Raw genomic sequence first — 17,769 nt, forward strand, 5'->3', positions numbered from 1 at the left:
CCGGGCGGGGGGAAGCCGGAGCGATGACCGACCAGACCACACCTGCGGCGGCGCAGGAGGCGGCTGCCCTGCCGTTGCCGCCAGTGCCGCAACCGAACTGGGCGCTGTTCCTCGATATCGACGGCACCTTGCTGGATATCGCCGACTCGCCCGAGAACGTATCTGTTTCGGATCAGCTGCGCGCCGATCTGCAGGTCGCGGCGCGCCTGCTCGATGGTGCGCTGGCGCTGATCTCGGGTCGCACCATCGATAACATCGACAGGCTGTTCGATCCGCTGCGCCTTGCCGCTTCGGGCCAGCATGGCAGCGAATGGCGGCCGACCCCCAGCGCCAATGCTCAGCCGGTGGTCGAGCAGCCGTTGCCCGCCGGCCTGCATGAGGCGGCGGCCCATCTCGGCAGCCTGCATCCCGGCATCGTGGTCGAGCGCAAGAGCCATGCACTGGCCGTGCATTATCGTCATGCGCCGGCGCTGGGCCCCGAGATCGGCGCGCGGCTGGCCCAGGCGATGGCGGGTCTGGAAGGCCTGATGCTGATGCCGGGCAAGTTCGTCTGGGAGATCAAGGACGCGACGCAATCCAAGGGCACGGCGGTCGAGCGCTTCCTGCAGCAGCCGGCCTTTGCCGACCGCATTCCGGTTTTCGTCGGCGACGACCGCACGGATGAAGACGGCTTCCGCGCCGTCGAGCAGCATGGCGGCTTTTCGCTCGCCGTCGGTCCGCTGGCGCTGCGCCGCGCCGAGCGCCCGGGCTTCATCGCGCCCGCCGCCGTGCGCGGCTGGCTGTCGGATTTCGTCAAGGCGCAGCCCGCGCCACAGAGGTCGGCATGACGGAAAACCGGCGCAACCTCAATCTCGGTGTCATCGGCAACTCGGTGATCGCTGCGCTGATCGATCGCGAGGCCCGTATCGTCTGGCATTGCGCGCCACGGCTGGATGGCGATCCCGTCTTCTGCGACCTGCTGCAGCCCAAGCTGGAAGACGACGGCGTCTTCAGCATCGCCTTGCGCGACATGGTCTCGACCGACCAGCGCTATATCGAAAATACCGCCGTGCTGGTCACCACGCTGACCGACAAGAATGGCGCTTCGATCCGCATCACCGATTTCTGCCCGCGCTTCAAACAGTATGACCGCACCTACCGTCCGGCCATGCTGTTCCGCCGCGTCGAACCGGTCAGCGGCACGCCCGTCCTGCGCATCCGCTGCCGGCCGCTGTTCGATTACGGCGTTACACAGCCGAGCCGCACGCTCGGCTCCAACCATATCCGCTTCACCGCGCCCGGCGCGGCGCTGCGGCTCACCACCGATGCGCCGATCGCCTTCATTGAGGCGGAAAGCGAATTCGTGCTGACCAATCCGGTCACCCTGCTGCTCGGTCCCGACGAAAGCTTCACCGCTTCGCTCACCCATATGGCCCGCGAGTTCCAGGAGCGCACGGTGGAATACTGGGTCGAATGGGTGCGCTATCTCTCGGTGCCGTTCGAGTGGCAGGAAGCAGTGATCCGCGCCGCCATCACGCTTAAATTATGCGCCTATGAGGAAACCGGCGCGATCCTGGCGGCGCTGACCACCTCGATCCCGGAAGCCGCCGATACGCCGCGCAACTGGGACTACCGCTATTGCTGGCTGCGCGATTCCTACTTCGTCGTGCAGGCGCTCAATCGTCTGGGCGCCACCAAGACGATGGAGGATTTCCTCCGCTATATCACGACGACCGTGGCGCTCAATCCCGGCGCCGAACTGCAGCCGGTCTATGGGCTCAATCCGGCCACTTCGCTGGAAGAGCGCACCATGCCCGGCCTGACAGGCTATCGCGGCATGGGTCCGGTGCGGCACGGCAATGCCGCGTTTTCGCAGCGCCAGAACGATACCTATGGCTCCATTGTGCTGGCGGTGGCGCAGATGTTCTTTGACCGCCGCCTGCCCCGCCAGGGCGATGTCGCGCTATTCCGTCAGCTCGAAGGCCTGGGCGAAATGGCGGCCGGCCTGGCGCTCACGCCCGATGCCGGCCTGTGGGAATTTCGCGGGCGGGCGCGCGTGCATACCCATTCGGCGGCCATGTGCTGGGCGGCCTGCCGCCGGCTCGCCCGGATCGCCGGCGTGCTGGAGCTACCCGACCGCGCCGCCTACTGGCGCGACCATGCCGACCGCATCCGCAAGGCGATCATCGAGCAGGCGTGGAATCCGGAACTGAACAGCTTCGTCGAGAGTTTCAACGGCAGTGACCTCGATGCCTCTTTGCTGCTGCTGCAGGAAATCGGCTTCGTGGCCGCCGACGATCCGCGGTTTCTCGGCACCGTCGATGCCATCGGCAGGCATCTGAAACGCGGCAGCCATCTGATGCGCTATGTGGCGCCCGACGATTTCGGCCTGCCGCACAATGCCTTCTCGATCTGCACCTTCTGGTATGTCGATGCGCTGGCCGCCGTCGGCCGCCGTGACGAGGCGCGCGAGATTTTCGAGGGCCTGCTGGCCTCCCGCAACCACCTGGGCCTTCTCTCGGAAGACCTGGATACGCAGACAGGTGAGCTATGGGGCAATTTCCCGCAGACCTACTCGATGGTTGGATTGATCGTTTGCGCCATGCGACTGTCCAAAAGCTGGGAGGAGGCGTTTTGGCGCGGCTCGTAATCGTTTCGAACCGCGTTGCCATGCCACGTGAACGCCTGGGCCGCGCCGGCGGCCTGGCGGTGGCGTTGAAAGAGTCGCTGCAGCAGCATGGCGGCCTGTGGTTCGGTTGGAGCGGCGAGGTGGCGGATGCGCCGTCCGAGACGCCGCGCCGCGCCAGCCAGGGCCGGGTGAACTATGCCGTGCTCGATCTCTCGCCGGCCGAGCACAAGGGTTTCTATCTCGAATTCGCCAATGCCACGCTGTGGCCGCTGTGCCATTACCGTCTCGGCCTGATCGATTTCCACCGCTCGTCCTGGGACGCCTATCTGGCGGTGAATGCGCGCTTCGCCGAACAGCTGGTGCCGCTGCTCAAGCCCGATGACGTGATCTGGATTCACGATTATCACTTCATCCCGCTGGCGGCCGAACTGCGCCGGCGCGGCGTGACCAATCGCATCGGCTTTTTCCTGCATATTCCCTTCCCGGCGCCCGAGGTGCTGGCGGCGTTGCCGGGCCATGAGCGGCTGGTGCGCGATCTCTGTGCCTACGATCTGGTTGGTTTCCAGACCCAGAGCGACGTGCGGGCGCTGACCGAATACATCCTGCATGAAGCCAATGGCACGGTCGGCGACGATGGCCGCGTGGCCGCTTACGGCCGCGAACTGCGGGTCGGCGCCTTTCCCATCGGCATCGACACCGAAGACTTCGCCACCATCGCGGCCAAGGAAGCCAGCAGCGAAGAGACCCGCCGCCTGGTCGACAGTCTGGCCGGCCGCCGGATGGTGATCGGTGTCGACCGCTTGGATTACTCCAAGGGCATCCCGCAGCGTTTCGAGGCCTTCCACCATCTGCTGGCCAACCGCGCCGAGCATCGCGGCAAGGTGACCTTCATGCAGATCGCGCCGATCTCGCGCGGCGAGGTGGCGCAGTATCGCAAGCTGCGCAGCGAACTGGATGGCCTGACCGGTCGCATCAACGGCAAATTCGCCGAGTTCGACTGGGTACCGGTGCGGTATCTCAACAAGTCGTTTTCCCGCAATTCCCTGGCCGGCTTCTACCGCCATGCCAAGGTCGGCCTGATCACGCCGCTGCGCGACGGCATGAATCTGGTGGCCAAGGAATATGTCGCCGCCCAGGATCCCGACGATCCCGGCGTGCTGGTGCTGTCGCGCTTCGCCGGCGCGGCGCGCGAGCTGAAGGGCGCGCTGATCGTCAATCCCTACGACACCGAGCATATCGCCGATGCCCTGCACCGGGCGCTCAGCATGCCGCTGGACGAACGGCGCCAGCGTTGGGAGGCGATGATGGCCGTGCTGCGGTCCAATACCGTCACGCATTGGCGCGAAAATTACCTCGCCGCCCTGCAGGGCCTCGATCAATAGTTGACTAAGTCAAGTATTGCCGGCACAGTGGCGCCGCCCGGCAGGGAGCGGGCGCCTCATGTCGAAATCCTCCGCCGCTGCGCAAAGCCCGGGCGCCGCACAGAAATCCGCATCCCGGCGTCATCAGCCAGCCAACGATCCCGGCCACGAGGTCGAGGCGATGCGTCGCTTCAACCGCTTCTACACCCAGAAGATCGGCCTGCTGGAAGGCAGCAAGCTCTACGATCCCTTTTCGCTGGCCGAGACGCGCGTGCTCTACGAGCTGGCGCACCGCGACCGCGTCACCGCCAGCGATCTGGGACGCGATCTCGGCCTGGATGCCGGCTACCTGAGCCGCATGCTGCGCGGTTTCGAAAAGCAGGGCTTTGTCATCCGCAAGCCGGCGCCTGAAGATGCGCGCCAGAGCCTGCTCAGACTCACCGCCGCCGGCCGCCGGGCCTTCGCGCCGCAGGAGGATGTCTCGCGCCGGGTGCTGAGTCCGCTGCTCGAACCCCTGCCGCCGGCGGCGCGCCGCCAGCTGGTCGATGCCATGGGCACGATCACGCGGCTGCTCGGCGACGATGCGCCTGAAAAGACCAAACCTGAAACCCCGGTCGTGACCCTGCGCCGGCACCGCCCCGGCGACATGGGCTGGATCGTCGCCGCCCATGGCCGGCTCTATGCGGAAGAATACGGCTGGGACAGCAGCTTTGAGGCCCTGGTGGCCGAAATCGCCGCGCAGTTCCTGAAAGACTACGACCCCGAGAACGAAGTCTGTTTCATCGCCGAGATGAATGGCGAACCGGTCGGCTCGGCGGTGGTGGTGCGCAAATCCGCCACGGTGGCCAAACTGCGTCTGGTCATCATCGACCCGAAGGCGCGCGGCATCGGCCTGGGCCATCGTCTGGTCGGCGCCTGCATCGCCTTTGCGCGCGCGCAGGGCTACAAGAAAATGACGTTGTGGACCAACAGCGTGCTGACGGCCGCCCGCGCCATCTATGTGAAGGCCGGTTTCAGGCTGACCCATAGCGAACCGCATCCCAGCTTCGGCCAGCAGCTCATCGGCGAAACCTGGGATCTCAAACTGTGAAAGCCCCGCTGCCATGAAAAGCTGGCAGCCGATCGCTGTCGCCGCCGCGGTCGGCGTGCAGATCGGCGCGGCGCTGGTCGCCACCCGCTATGTGGTCGGTGAAAGCGGTCCGGCGACCCTGGCGATGTTCCGCTACAGCATCGGCGCGCTCTGCCTGCTGCCGGCGCTGTATCTGCAGCGGATTCCGATGCGCTTCGCCTGGCGCGATGTGACACCGATTGCCGCGCTGGGCATCGTGCAGTTCGGCATCCTGATCGCGCTGATCAATTACAGCCTGTCGTATATCACCGCGGCGCGCGCCGCCCTGCTGTTCTCCAGCTTTCCGCTCATCACCATGATCCTCGCGGCCCTGCTCGGCCGCGAACGCCTGACGCTGGCCAAGAGCGCCGGCGTGCTGCTCACCATCTGCGGCGTCGGCCTGGCGCTGGGCGAGAAGGTCTTCGATGCCTCCAGCGCCGAACACTGGATCGGCGAGGCCGCCGTGCTGCTCGCGGCGTTTTGCGGCGCGTTTTGCAGCGTGCTGTTCAAGCCCTATCTGCAGCGCTATCCCACGCTCAGCGTCGGCGCCTTTTCGATGCTGGCCAGCGTCGCCTTCCTCGGCATTCTGGCGATCGGCGAAGGCGCCTTCACCGGCTGGTCGGGCTACAGCCCGAAAGGCTGGCTGGCGGTGCTGTTCATCGGCCTGAGCAGCGGCATCGGTTATTTCGGCTGGCTCTGGGCCCTGCGCCATACCTCGCCGACGCGGGCCACGGCCTTCCTCGGCCTGAGCCCGATCACGGCCGCCCTGCTCGGCGCCCTGCTGCTGGCCGAGCCGCTGACCCTGCCGCTGCTGGCCGGCCTTGTCGTACTGGTCGCCGGCCTGTGGCTGGCGCTGCGGCCGGACAAGGCGTGAGCATCTCAAGCCTTGCCATGTGGTAAGGTGCAGGGTCTCTGAAGCAGGGCTAAAGTCCGCTCCGCAACAGGAGTCCGCCATGCTGTCACGCCGCGCTTTTCTCACTGCGTCTTCTGCCGCTGTCGCCTTTGTCGCGCTGCCGAAAGCGGCATCCGCCGCCACGCTGGATCTTCGCCTGACGCCGGCGGCGGCGGCACTGCCGGTGATGCCGGGCCAGCGCCCCACTGGTGTGTGGGCCTACAACAACAGCCTGCCCGGTCCGGTGCTGCGCCTGAAGCAGAACGACCGCCTGCGCGTGACGCTGGAGAACAGACTGACGCAGGACACGACGATCCACTGGCACGGCATCCGCCTGCCCAATGCGATGGACGGCGTGCCGGGCCTGACGCAGAAACCGGTGAAGCCCGGCGCGACCTTCAACTATGACTTCATCTGCCAGGATGCCGGCACCTTCTGGTATCACCCCCATGCCGGTAACCCGGAGCAGGTCGGTCGCGGCCTCTACGGCCTGCTCATTGTCGATGAACCGAATCCGCCGCCGGTCGACCGCGATGTCGCCTGGGTCTTAAGTGATTTCCGTCTGGATAAAGACGCGCAGATCACCGACGACTTCCGCCATCCGATGGATCTCACCCATGCCGGGCGGCTCGGGAATGTCGCGCTGAACAATGGCCGTCTCGTGCAGCCCTTCGCGGTTACGTCTGGCGAGCGCCTCCGCCTGCGTCTGGTCAACACCGCGAATGCGCGCATCTTCGATCTGCGCTTTGCCGATCATGCGCCCTGGCTGATCGCGCTCGACGGCCATCCGCTCGATACGCCGCGTCCGCTGGGCAAGGACGACCGCGTCATCCTCGGGCCCGGCATGCGCGCCGATCTCATCATCGATGCCGATGGCGAAGCCGGGAAACGCTACACCGTGTTTGACCGCGACCTGCAGGGCCGCGAACACCGTCTCACCGATCTGGCCTATGGCGATGCGAGCGGGCAGAAGAAAGAGCGTCCCGCCGTCGCGGCGCTCGCGCCCAATCCGGTGCGCGAACCCGACCTGAAGAATGCCGAACGCCTGCCGCTGGTGCTGGGCGGCGGCATGGGCGTGCCGTCGCAGATGCAGGTGGATGGGGGAAAACGCATCGACATGCGCGATGCCTTCCAGAAACACCAGATCGCCTGGAGCCTGAACGGCCAGGCCATGGCCGATCATTCCGACCACCTCGGCCACAACCCGCTTTTCGACCTAAAGCACGGAAAGACTTACATTTTCGAGGTCAGCAACGACACATCCTGGCCGCATCCGATCCACCTGCACGGCCATGTCTTCCGGGTCCTGACGCAGGCCGGCCGGCCCTGGCATGACACCGTGCTGCTGCAGCCCAATGAGAAGGCGCAGCTCGCCCTGGTGGCCGACAACAAGGGCCACTGGATGCTGCATTGTCATATCCTGGAGCATCAGGTCGCCGGCATGATGGCGACCGTGAAGGTGGGGTAATCTCCTAAGTATATGATATTAATAATCTCCTTTTTCTCTTGATCTTTCTTAAATATACTTTACAATAATAATACTCTACGACACTGGAGGATTATTAATGTCAACAATTGATATAGATTTTGATGTTTATAAGGCTCTTACGAATCTTCGAGAGACAGAGAGCACAAGTTACAACGACGTCCTGCGTCGTTTGCTGAATCTCGACAGCGTAAAAACACCGCCCCAGCAAGACGAGGTCGGAGGATGTGTTTTTAAGGGTGTGTTGTTTCCTGATGGCACGGAATTTCGTGCCAACTACAAAGGGCGCCTATACTTAGCGAAAGTCGAAAATGGTGCTCTTATGTTGGACGGCGAAGAGAAAAGCAGTCCATCAGAAGCTGCTTATGCAATAACGAAAAGTGGAATTAATGGTTGGCGTTTTTGGGAATGCAAACGACCCCAAGATACGCGATGGCAAATAATTGACGCACTGAGAAGCAGCGCAAAGTAATTATAAGAATCTGAGCAGTAAAAACGCGGCTTACTGCAGTAAGCCGCGTTTACTATTGAAATCAGCCGTTTAGGCCGAAAGCTGCTTCTTGGCCTCGTCCAGCAGTTCGGCCAGCTTGGCGGTCAGGCGATGGTCGGAGACCTCAACGCCCTTGGCCTTCAGGTCGGCCTGCACCTTGCGGATCACGTCGGCATCGCCGGCTTCCTCGAAATCGGCTGCCACCACATCCTTGGCATAGGCGTCGGCTTCGGCGCCGCTCAGGCCGATCTGACCGGCAATCCACAGGCCCAGCAGCTTGTTGCGGCGGGCCACGGCCTTGAACGCCAGCTCCTCGTCATGGGCATGCTTCTTCTCGAAGGCGTCTTTGCGGTCGTCGAAGGTGGTCATGGTAATCCTCGGTCACGGACGGTAAGCAACGCCATTATATTGTGGAGCCGGAGGGCCGGCTGCAAGCCCCGGACCCGATTACCCTTTTAATTTCAGAAAACCGCCATTTCACACCCGCAACCTTGGCGATTTTCCTGGCTGAAAACCGCCCCCGGCGGATTGCGATACGATCCCCCTTGCGGTATCTAGGGGCCGAGCTTTCCCTATAGCCGGACAGGTGTGCCATGACGCGCCGCAGACAGGTTTACGAGGGCAAGGCGAAGGTCCTCTTCGAGGGTCCCGAGCCGGGCACTCTGGTACAGTATTTCAAAGACGACGCGACCGCGTTCAATAACAAGAAGAAGGGCACCATCACCGGCAAGGGTGTCCTGAACAACCGCATTTCCGAGTATCTGATGACGCGTCTGGGCGAGGTCGGCATCCCGACCCATTTCGTCCGCCGCCTCAACATGCGCGAGCAGCTGATCAAGGAAGTCGAGATCGTGCCGCTCGAGGTCGTCGTGCGCAATGTCGCCGCCGGCTCGCTGGCCACGCGTCTGGGTGTTGCCGAAGGCACCATGCTGCCGCGCAGCATCGTCGAGTTCTATTACAAGAACGACGAGCTGGGCGATCCGCTGGTTTCGGAAGAGCACATCACCTGCTTCGGCTGGGCCACGCCCCAGGAAGTGGACGAGCTGATGCACCTCGCGCTGCGCATCAACGATTTCCTCTCTGGCCTGTTCCTCGGCATCGGCATCCGCCTGGTCGACTTCAAGCTCGAATTCGGCCGCTGGTGGCAGAATGACGAGATGCGCATCATCCTGGCCGACGAGATCAGCCCGGACTCTGCCCGTCTCTGGGATCTGAAGACCAACGAGAAGATGGACAAGGACCGCTTCCGCCGCGATCTCGGCAATGTGGCCGAGGCCTACCAGGAAGTCGCGCGGCGCCTGGGGATTCTCCCCGAAGGCGGTCCGCGAGACATCAAGGGTCCCGATACGATGCAGTAAAGTGGCGCACCAGAAAAAGCGCCGTGAGAATACCGCGGCGGCCCTGCTAAAGGCCGCCGCTGCTTTTTGAGACCAAGGGAAAGATGATCCGATGAAAGCCCGCGTCCATGTCAGCCTGAAGAACGGCGTGCTCGATCCCCAGGGCCGCGCCATCGGCCAGGCTTTGCATTCGCTCGGTTTTGCCGATGTCGGCGAAGTGCGCCAGGGCAAGCTGATCGAACTCGAGCTGAACGGCGCGCTGGCGTCGAAGCCGAAGCCCGAGATCGAGGCCGCGGTGAAGGAGATGGCGCAGAAGCTGCTGGCCAACACCGTGATCGAGAATTACACGGTCGAGCTGGTGGGCTGAACCGCATGGGGGCTGCAGCACATCACGCAGGACCGGGCGCAGCGGCAGTAATGCTGCTGCTGGCCGGCTGCGCCGCTGTGCCGCAACCCACCAGCCTGACGGCATTGCCGGCCGACAAGGCCCGCATCGTGGTCTACACCGCCCCCACCTATCGTCCGGTCATCGCGCATAGCGTGCGGGTGAATGGCGCGGATGTCGGCCGGCTCAACGGGCCGAACCAGATCAGCCTGGTGGATGTCGCGCCGGGCCGCCATGAGGCCGATGCGATCCGCGCCGGCCTGCTGGCCGACAAGACGCCGCGCGCCAACCAGCAACGCGAATTGCAGGCCGGCGAGACCTGGTATCTGCGGGTGAACGAATATGGCGTCAATTGCCAGGCGCTGCATCCGGCCCAGGTGGTGATCGAAAGCGGCCTGATCGGCCTGCTGGTCGTCAAGGCGATGACACCGGCCGGCGAGCAGATGCGGCGCTGCGAATATTTCAATCCGGAACTGCAGACCGCCGGCGAGGATCTCGGCCGCACCGCCGTCAACGAGATTGTCTATGGCACGGCCCGGCCGGCGCCGCAGGTGGCGACGGCGCCCGATGCGGCGGGTGAAACCAGCAGCGTCGTGCTGCTGGAACAGGTGCAGGCGGAATGGCCGCAGATTCTGCCGGCGCTGAAGCAGCATGCCGCCCGCGACTTCGCGTTCTACGACAGCCTGATGTTCGCCTCGCCGGGCAGCACCAGGATCCAGGACTGGACCCTGCTGGCCGTCCGCGCCGACGATCCCGGTTATCTTGACCTGATCGTGCGGGTGTCGGCGCAGACGCTGGATACCAACCGGCGGGTGGCGGCGCCGAACCGCATCATGCGCTATCGCCTGACCTCGAATGCGACCGCCTACAGCGTCAGCGAAGTCTCGGAGCACCGCACCTATACCGCTTCGCTGGACAGCGACGTGACATCGGCGGCGGGTCCGCCGCCATCTTTGCAGGCGGTGAAGGCCGACTGGCCCGCCATCGAGAAGGTGCTGCGCGGACATTTCGATCGCAACACCATCAGCTATGAAATGCAGTTCCGCGCCGACAAGGGCAGCCTGAAACCCTACAAGTATGAGCCGCTCGATACCTGGCCGGGCGCCCGCGCCGGCGAATACGGCATCGTGGTGCGCATCAGCGCCGGCTACAGCGATGAAAGCCGCCGGACGCCGATTTCCGGCACCCGCGACATGCTTTACCAGATGCGACGCACCGAAGACGGCGTCATCGTGCAATCCGTGACCCAGCCAAAGGCCCGGCAGTGATCCCCGCACGGCCGGCCCAGGAGTGAGAATGAAAGCAGCGCTGATCACCTTCCCCGGATCGAACCGCGAGCGCGACATGCGCATGGCGCTGACCAAGGTCAACGGCGGCAGGCCGCCGATTGATGTCTGGCATGGCGACAGCGAATTGCCGAAGGACATCGACCTGATCGTTTTGCCGGGCGGTTTTTCCTATGGCGACTACCTGCGCTGCGGCGCCATGGCGGCGAATTCGCCGATCATGCGCGAGGTGAAGAAGCGCGCAGACAGCGGCACCCGCGTGCTGGCCGTGTGCAACGGCTTTCAGATCGCCTGTGAAGCGGGCCTGCTGCCGGGCGCGCTGATGACCAATGCCGGCCTGCAGTTCATCTGCCGCCAGGTCGACCTGCGGGTCGAGACCACGGCGAGCGAGTTCACGAAGAAATACCGCCAGGGCCAGACCATCCGCGTCGCCGTCGCCCATCATGACGGCAACTACACGCTGGATGCCGATACGGTGAAAAAGCTGGAGGATGCCGATCGCATCGCCTTCCGCTATGCCGACAGCCTCGGCACGGTCGCGCCGGAGACCAACCTCAATGGTTCGGTCGCCAATATCGCCGGCATCTACAATGCCAAAAAGAATGTGCTCGGCCTGATGCCGCATCCGGAAAATGCCACCGACCCGGTCTGCGGCGGCACCGACGGCCTCGGCCTGTTTGAATCGATTGCGGAGTCGCTGTCGTGAGTGAAGCGAAGAAGGCCGTGCAGTATCCGAACGACCTGATGGGCCTGAGCAAGGCCGAATACGATCTGGTGCTGGAGATCATGGGCCGTGTGCCCAACCAGGTCGAACTCGGCATCTTCTCGGTGATGTGGTCGGAGCACTGCTCCTACAAGTCGTCGAAGAAGTGGCTCAAGACCCTGCCCACGAAAGCCCCCTGGGTGATCTGCGGCCCCGGCGAGAATGCCGGCGTCATCGATATCGGCGACGGCGATGCCGCCATCTTCAAGATGGAAAGCCACAACCATCCCTCCTTCATCGAGCCCTACCAGGGCGCGGCGACCGGCGTCGGCGGCATCCTGCGCGACGTCTTCACCATGGGTGCGCGCCCGATCGCCAACCTGAACGCGCTCCGTTTCGGCTCGCCCGATCATGCGAAAACCCGCCATCTGGTCTCGGGCGTGGTGCATGGCATCGGCGGCTACGGCAACTGCGTCGGCGTGCCGACCGTTGCGGGTGAAGTGAACTTCCACCCGAGCTACAACGGCAACATCCTGGTCAATGCGATGACCGTGGGTCTGGCCAGGGCCGACAAGATTTTCTATTCGGCCGCCGCCGGCCTCGGTAATCCCGTCGTCTATGTCGGCTCCAAGACCGGCCGCGACGGCATCCATGGCGCTACCATGGCCTCGGCCGAGTTCACCGATGACTCGGAAGAAAAGCGTCCCACCGTGCAGGTCGGCGACCCCTTCACCGAAAAGCTGCTGATCGAGGCCTGCCTTGAGCTGATGGATACCGACACCATCGTCGCCATCCAGGATATGGGCGCCGCCGGCCTCACCTCGTCATCCTTCGAGATGGCGTCGAAGGGCGGCATGGGTATCATCATCGATCTCGACAAGGTGCCGGCGCGCGAAACCGGCATGACGCCGTTCGAATTCATGCTCTCCGAAAGCCAGGAGCGCATGCTCATTATCCTCAAGCCGGGCAGCGAGCCGCAGGCCGAGGCGATCTTCAAGAAGTGGGAACTCGATTTCGCCGTGATCGGTCATCTGACCGATACCGGCCGCATGGTGCTGCGCTTCAACGGCGAACAGGTCGGCGATCTGCCGATCGATCCGCTGGCGGCGGCGTCGCCGGAATATGATCGCCCCTGGGTGAAGACCCCGCCGCAGAAGCCGCTCGGCCGCGTCAATCATCCGCTGCCGTTTATCGAGGCGCTGGGCAAGCTGATCGCGGCGCCCGACATGGCCTCGCGCCGCTGGATCTGGGAACAGTACGATCACCTGGTGCGCGGCGACACCGCGCAGATCCCCGGCGGCGATGCCGCTGTCGTGCGCGTCGAAGGCCATGCCACCAAGGCGCTGGCCATGACCACTGACTGCACGCCGCGCTATGTGTTTGCCGATCCGGTCGAGGGCGGCAAGCAGGCGGTGGCCGAAACCTGGCGCAACATCACCGCCGTTGGCGGCCGTCCGCTGGCGATCACCGACAACATGAATTTCGGCAACCCGGAGCGGCCCGAGATCATGGGGCAGTTCGTTGGCGCCGTCGAAGGCATCCGCGAGGCCTGCCTGGCGCTGGATTATCCGGTCGTCTCGGGCAACGTGTCGCTCTACAACGAGACCAACGGCAAGGGCATCCTGCCGACCCCCGCCATCGGCGGCGTCGGCGTTTTGGATGACGTGGCGACGATGGCGACGCTCGCCTTCAAGCTGCCGGGCGAAGCCATCCTGCTGGTCGGCAAGACCAACGGCCATCTCGGCCAGTCGGTCTACCTGCGCGACATCTGCGGCCAGGAAGCCGGGCCGCCGCCGGCGGTGGACCTGAAGGCCGAGCGCACCAATGGCGATGCAGTGCGCCTGCTGATCGGCAAGGGCATGGTCTCGGCCGTGCATGACTGTTCCGACGGCGGCCTGGCCGTGGCGCTGGCCGAAATGGCCATGGCGTCCGGCATCGGCGCCGAGGTCAAACTGCCCAGCGGCGACGCCTTCGAGATCGGTTTTGGCGAGGATCAGGCCCGCTATGTGCTGACCTGCCCGGCCGCCCAGGCGGAAGCCGTGATCGCGGCGGCTGAAGCTGCCGGCGCCCCGGTGGCCAAGCTCGGCCTCACCGGCGGGGACGCGTTGACCTTTGCCGGCCAGGGCACCATATCGGTCGCGGCGCTGAAGTCGGCCCATGAGGGCTGGCTGCCGGGCTATATGGCCGGTAAGAAGTAAGAAATCGGCCAAAAAGGAATACCGCGATGGCGATGGATGCCACCGAAATCGAGAAGATGATCAAGGATGCCCTGCCGGATGCGCAGGTGGAAATCCAGGACCTGCGCGGCGACGGCGACCATTACGCCGCCACCGTGGTGTCGACCGCCTTTGCCGGCAAGACCCGGGTGCAGCAGCACCAGATGGTCTACGCCGCACTGAAGGGCCGTATGGGCGGCCAGCTTCATGCGCTGGCGCTCACCACCCAGACCCCGTAACATTCCGAACGATATTTCTGGACGAAGGACCAGCGTCATGAGCGAGAAAGAACAGACATTCGAGCGTATCCGCGAGGAAGTGGGCAGCAACGATGTCGTGCTGTTCATGAAGGGCACCCCGGTGTTCCCGCAATGCGGCTTCTCCGCCACGGTCGTGCAGGTGCTCTCGCGCCTCGGCCTGAAGTTCAAGGGCGTGGACATTCTCGCCGATCCGGCGATCCGCACCCACCTGAAGGAATATTCCGAGTGGCCGACCTTCCCGCAGCTCTATGTGAAGGGCGAGTTCGTCGGCGGCTGCGACATCGTGCGCGAGATGTACCAGAACGGCGAGCTGCAGCAGTATCTCACCGAGAAGGGCATCGCCGTCCAGGCGGCGTGATCGCCAGGATCCTGATCACCAGGGCGACGTAGAAAATCCGGGCGCGGCCAGCTAAACTGGCCGCGCCTTTTTCGTATCCGGACCCATCATGACCAATTCCGCCGCCAATGCCCTGATCCAGCGCTATTACGACGCCTTCAACGCGCGCGATGTCGAAGGTTTCCTCGCGCTGCTGACCGAGGATGTGGCGCATGACATCAACCAGGGCAGCCGCGAGACCGGCAAGGCCGCCTTCCGCAAATTCCTCGATCGCATGAATCGCTGCTACGAGGAAAAGATCGTCGATCTCTTCGTCATGACCAACCAGGACGGCAGCCGCGCTGCGGCCGAATTCACCGTGCTGGGCGTCTATCTGGAATCCGACGAGGGCCTGCCGGAAGCGGAAGGCCAGCGCTATACCCTGCCGGCCGGCGCCTTTTTCGAGATCGTCGACGGCAAGATCGCGCGCATCTCCAACACCTACAACATGACCGACTGGGTGAAGCAGGTCGCGGGTTAAGGCTGGCATGACGGAATCGTCCTCGCCCGTTTGCTACGCCAACCTGAACGTTCACCGTTTCGAAGGCGACGAGCTGCGGGCGCGGCTGGACGATCTCGCCCGCCTGCGCATCGAAGTCTTCCGCGCCTGGCCCTATCTCTACGACGGCGACATGGCCTATGAGCGCGACTACCTGCAGCGCTACGCCAGGGCGAAAACCGGCACCATCATCGCGGCGACGGATGGCGACAATATCGTCGGCGCCAGCACCGCGCTGGCGCTGGATGAAGAGGCCGCGTATGTGCGCGCGCCGTTTGTTGCTGCCGGCCTCAACACGGCGGAGATTTTCTATTTCGGCGAATCCGTGCTGCTCAGCCAATATCGCGGCCATGGCATCGGCGTGCAGTTCTTCGCGCAGCGCGAGGCCGCCGCCCGCCGTCACGGCTACAGTATCTGCTGCTTCTGCGCGGTGCAGCGGCCCGACGACCATCCGCTGCGCCCCAAGGATTACATGCCGCTCGATGGCTTCTGGGCCAAACGCGGCTACGCCAAACAGCCGGCGCTGATCTCTGGATTCAAATGGCTCGATATCGGCGCTGCGGCGCAGACCGAAAAGCCGATGGTCTACTGGATGAAGCGGCTGTCATGATCCGCCTCGCCTGCGCTCAGTATCCGATCACCGCCTTCACGCGCTTCGCCGACTGGCAGGCCCATGCGGCGGCCTGGGTCGACCGCGCCGTGCAGCAGGATGCGCGCCTGCTGCTGTTTCCCGAATATGGCGCGATGGAGCTGACATCGCTGCTGTCGCCGGCGCTGCAGCAGGATCTCACCGGGCAGATTGCCGCCCTGCAGGCGTTTCACGAGGCCTTCGTCGCCACCTGGGCGGCGCTGGCGAAGACCCATGACGTGCATATCGTCGCGCCGAGCTTCCCGGTGCGGGTTGATGGCGTGTTCAGGAACCGCGCCTATGTTCTGTCGCCAGCGGGCACCGTGGCCTTCCAGGAGAAGCGGCAGATGACGCGCTTCGAGCGCGAATCCTGGATCATCGATGGCGGCGCGGCGCTGAATGTTTTCGATGCCAGCGTCAATGGCGAACGCCTGCGCTTTGGCGTCGCCGTCTGCTACGACATCGAATTCCCGCTGATCGGCCAGGCGATGGCGGCCGCCGGCGCCGACCTGATCCTGGCGCCGAGCTGCACCGATACGCTGGCTGGCGCCAACCGCGTCGTCATCGGTGCCAGGGCCCGCGCCCTGGAGAACCAGGTCTACACGGCGGTGGCGCCGACCGTGGGCAATGCCGATTGGTCGCCCTCGGTGGATGTGAATGTCGGCTGGGCCGGCGTCTATGCCGCGCCGGATCGCGGCCTGCCCGACAATGGTGTGCTGGCCGAGGGCCGGCTGAACGAACCGGGCTGGATTTATGCCGATCTCGATTTCGCCGCCCTGCGCAGCGCACGCGACAACGCCCAGGTCTTCACCCGCCGCGACTGGCCGGACCAGAGCCTGCCGTCGCTGGATGTGACGGCGGTTGGTCTGAAATAATTTGTTCGTCGTTCCCGCGCATGCGGGAACCCAGAGCCACAAGCATCGTCGCCGGCCGCCCTGGATTCCCGCATGCGCGGGAATGACGATATCGTAGTTATGCGTCCACCAGCTCGCGCTTGGCGGCGCCGGCATACTGCTTGGTGACCGTGGCGACGCGTTCGCCGAGGCGACGCGCGGTTTCCAGGTCGCTGGCGATCGGACCCTTGTCCGGGCCTTCATCGGCATTCGACTGCGCCATGGCGCCGAGGAAGCTGCCCAGGCGATTGAGGTCTTCGACGCTGCCCTTGGAATTGTTGTTGCCCGGCAGGATGTCGAGGCCGACCCAGATCATGCCGTGTTGTGCAGCGAAGGTTGTCAATTGAACAAGCGTGTTGAACTTGTCGCCCGACTGCGAGGCCGAGTTGGTGAAGCCGGCGGCGATCTTGTTGGCCCAGCCGCGGCCGTACCAGACCTGCGAGGTGAAATCCATGAAGGTTTTGAACGGGCCGGAGACGCTGCCCATATAGGTGGGCGAGCCGAAGATGATGGCATCGGCGGCGGTGATCTCGGCGATGCGCGCCTCACCCTCGGCCACCGGGACCAGCACGGCCTTGGCGCCAGTGACCCGGGCAACGCCCTCGGCCACGGCTTCCGCCTGTTTCTGGGTATGGCCGTAGCCGCTGTGATAGACGATGGCAACCTGGGTCATTGGAGTAAGTCCTTGCAGGAATAGGGAATTTCTAAGTCACCTGAAGCATGTTGGTTACTTCAGGTGACCATTAATATGACCCCTTGATTTCCTGAGTAAAGTAGGTACTTAAAAGTGACTAAAGGCGTTTGACCATACCGCCGTCACAGTTTCAGGAGTTTGCGCCATGAGCACCAGCCTGCCGATCAAGACGGTCAAACCTGCCGGCGAGCAGCATATGGGCTGTCCGATCGATGCGGTGCTGCGGCTGCTGATGGGACCATGGACCACCTACATCCTGTATATCCTGCGCACCCAGGGACCGCGCCGCTTCGGCGAGCTGAAGCGCGAGGTCGGCGGCATCTCGGCGAAGGTGCTGACCGAGCGCCTGCGCATGCTGGAAGAGGCCCGCCTGGTGCATCGCGACTACCAGGCGACGATTCCGCCGCAGGTGACCTACAGCCTGGCGGCGCGTGGCGCCGAACTCAATCCGATGCTGGACAGCATCAGCGAGATCGCGGTGCGCTGGCAGCAGGAAGACGCGCGTCCATCGACCGCCGCCGCCGCAAAACAGGCCGCCGAGTAGGCC

Annotated in this window: 20 protein-coding genes; 18 read left to right on the plus strand and 2 right to left on the minus strand. The window is 64.2% G+C overall.

Going from position 1 to position 17,769, the window contains the following annotated elements; translation table 11 throughout:
- Positions 1-23: 23 nt before the first annotated feature.
- The 7 genes from otsB (at position 24) to AC1ROT_RS10885 (ending at position 7,927) form a co-directional block, all read left to right on the plus strand.
- Entirely contained in the window at positions 24-827 is an 804-nt protein-coding gene (gene otsB / locus AC1ROT_RS10855; protein WP_492973677.1) for a trehalose-phosphatase, read from the plus strand.
- On the plus strand, positions 824-2,629 hold the full coding sequence (locus AC1ROT_RS10860) for a glycoside hydrolase family 15 protein (protein ID WP_492973678.1): 1,806 nt from the start codon (positions 824-826) through the stop codon (positions 2,627-2,629). Before otsB ends, AC1ROT_RS10860 begins: the two co-directional genes overlap by 4 nt.
- Positions 2,614-3,990, plus strand: coding sequence for an alpha,alpha-trehalose-phosphate synthase (UDP-forming) (gene otsA, locus AC1ROT_RS10865; protein ID WP_492973679.1), 1,377 nt, complete (start codon positions 2,614-2,616; stop codon positions 3,988-3,990). Before AC1ROT_RS10860 ends, otsA begins: the two co-directional genes overlap by 16 nt.
- Before the next feature lie 58 nt (positions 3,991-4,048).
- A complete protein-coding gene (locus AC1ROT_RS10870; protein WP_492998977.1) occupies positions 4,049-5,059 on the plus strand; it encodes a bifunctional helix-turn-helix transcriptional regulator/GNAT family N-acetyltransferase in 1,011 nt (336 codons plus the stop codon).
- Positions 5,060-5,072: 13 nt separating this feature from the next.
- On the plus strand, positions 5,073-5,951 hold the full coding sequence (locus AC1ROT_RS10875; protein WP_492973681.1) for a DMT family transporter: 879 nt from the start codon (positions 5,073-5,075) through the stop codon (positions 5,949-5,951).
- A 79-nt stretch (positions 5,952-6,030) separates the two neighbouring features.
- Positions 6,031-7,437 (plus strand): multicopper oxidase family protein, encoded by a 1,407-nt coding sequence (locus AC1ROT_RS10880; RefSeq protein ID WP_492998978.1) that lies wholly within the window; start codon positions 6,031-6,033, stop codon positions 7,435-7,437.
- A 97-nt stretch (positions 7,438-7,534) separates the two neighbouring features.
- Positions 7,535-7,927, plus strand: a complete 393-nt coding sequence (locus AC1ROT_RS10885) for a hypothetical protein (RefSeq protein WP_492998980.1) — start codon at positions 7,535-7,537, stop codon at positions 7,925-7,927.
- Positions 7,928-7,996: 69 nt separating this feature from the next.
- On the opposite strand, the gene AC1ROT_RS10890 is transcribed toward AC1ROT_RS10885, so the two are convergent.
- Positions 7,997-8,314 (minus strand): DUF1476 domain-containing protein, encoded by a 318-nt coding sequence (locus tag AC1ROT_RS10890; RefSeq protein WP_492998981.1) that lies wholly within the window; start codon positions 8,312-8,314, stop codon positions 7,997-7,999.
- A 224-nt stretch (positions 8,315-8,538) separates the two neighbouring features.
- On the opposite strand from AC1ROT_RS10890, the gene purC reads away from it, so the two are divergent.
- The 10 genes from purC (at position 8,539) to AC1ROT_RS10940 (ending at position 16,510) form a co-directional block, all read left to right on the plus strand.
- Positions 8,539-9,303, plus strand: coding sequence for a phosphoribosylaminoimidazolesuccinocarboxamide synthase (gene purC / locus AC1ROT_RS10895; RefSeq protein WP_492973684.1), 765 nt, complete (start codon positions 8,539-8,541; stop codon positions 9,301-9,303).
- A gap of 91 nt (positions 9,304-9,394) precedes the next feature.
- Positions 9,395-9,649, plus strand: a complete 255-nt coding sequence (gene purS, locus AC1ROT_RS10900; RefSeq protein ID WP_492973685.1) for a phosphoribosylformylglycinamidine synthase subunit PurS — start codon at positions 9,395-9,397, stop codon at positions 9,647-9,649.
- A gap of 50 nt (positions 9,650-9,699) precedes the next feature.
- Positions 9,700-10,935: a hypothetical protein gene (locus tag AC1ROT_RS10905; protein WP_492998983.1), complete on the plus strand. Its 1,236-nt coding sequence runs from the start codon at positions 9,700-9,702 to the stop codon at positions 10,933-10,935.
- A 28-nt stretch (positions 10,936-10,963) separates the two neighbouring features.
- Complete coding sequence (purQ, locus tag AC1ROT_RS10910; RefSeq protein WP_492973687.1) at positions 10,964-11,659, plus strand: phosphoribosylformylglycinamidine synthase subunit PurQ; 696 nt, start codon at positions 10,964-10,966, stop codon at positions 11,657-11,659.
- Positions 11,660-11,697: 38 nt separating this feature from the next.
- Complete coding sequence (purL, locus tag AC1ROT_RS10915) at positions 11,698-13,854, plus strand: phosphoribosylformylglycinamidine synthase subunit PurL (RefSeq protein WP_493001153.1); 2,157 nt, start codon at positions 11,698-11,700, stop codon at positions 13,852-13,854.
- Between the two features lie 26 nt (positions 13,855-13,880).
- Positions 13,881-14,111: a BolA family protein gene (locus AC1ROT_RS10920; protein WP_492973688.1), complete on the plus strand. Its 231-nt coding sequence runs from the start codon at positions 13,881-13,883 to the stop codon at positions 14,109-14,111.
- 37 nt (positions 14,112-14,148) lie between these two features.
- Positions 14,149-14,490: a Grx4 family monothiol glutaredoxin gene (gene grxD, locus AC1ROT_RS10925; RefSeq protein ID WP_492973689.1), complete on the plus strand. Its 342-nt coding sequence runs from the start codon at positions 14,149-14,151 to the stop codon at positions 14,488-14,490.
- Between the two features lie 88 nt (positions 14,491-14,578).
- Positions 14,579-14,989, plus strand: coding sequence for a ketosteroid isomerase-related protein (locus tag AC1ROT_RS10930; RefSeq protein ID WP_492998985.1), 411 nt, complete (start codon positions 14,579-14,581; stop codon positions 14,987-14,989).
- A gap of 7 nt (positions 14,990-14,996) precedes the next feature.
- On the plus strand, positions 14,997-15,617 hold the full coding sequence (locus tag AC1ROT_RS10935) for a GNAT family N-acetyltransferase (RefSeq protein ID WP_492998987.1): 621 nt from the start codon (positions 14,997-14,999) through the stop codon (positions 15,615-15,617).
- Positions 15,614-16,510 carry a carbon-nitrogen hydrolase family protein gene (locus AC1ROT_RS10940; protein WP_492998989.1) on the plus strand — a complete coding sequence of 299 codons (897 nt, stop codon included), beginning with the start codon at positions 15,614-15,616 and terminating at the stop codon, positions 16,508-16,510. Before AC1ROT_RS10935 ends, AC1ROT_RS10940 begins: the two co-directional genes overlap by 4 nt.
- A 97-nt stretch (positions 16,511-16,607) precedes the next feature.
- Here the strand turns inward: AC1ROT_RS10940 and AC1ROT_RS10945 are convergent, their stop codons facing one another.
- Positions 16,608-17,201, minus strand: a complete 594-nt coding sequence (locus AC1ROT_RS10945) for a flavodoxin family protein (RefSeq protein WP_492998991.1) — start codon at positions 17,199-17,201, stop codon at positions 16,608-16,610.
- Positions 17,202-17,367: 166 nt separating this feature from the next.
- Between AC1ROT_RS10945 and AC1ROT_RS10950 the strand changes: the two genes are divergently transcribed.
- A complete protein-coding gene (locus AC1ROT_RS10950) occupies positions 17,368-17,766 on the plus strand; it encodes a winged helix-turn-helix transcriptional regulator (protein ID WP_492998993.1) in 399 nt (132 codons plus the stop codon).
- The last annotated feature ends 3 nt before the right edge of the window (positions 17,767-17,769 follow it).

It is taken from the genome of Ferrovibrio sp. GW821-FHT12E11 (assembly GCF_058806975.1).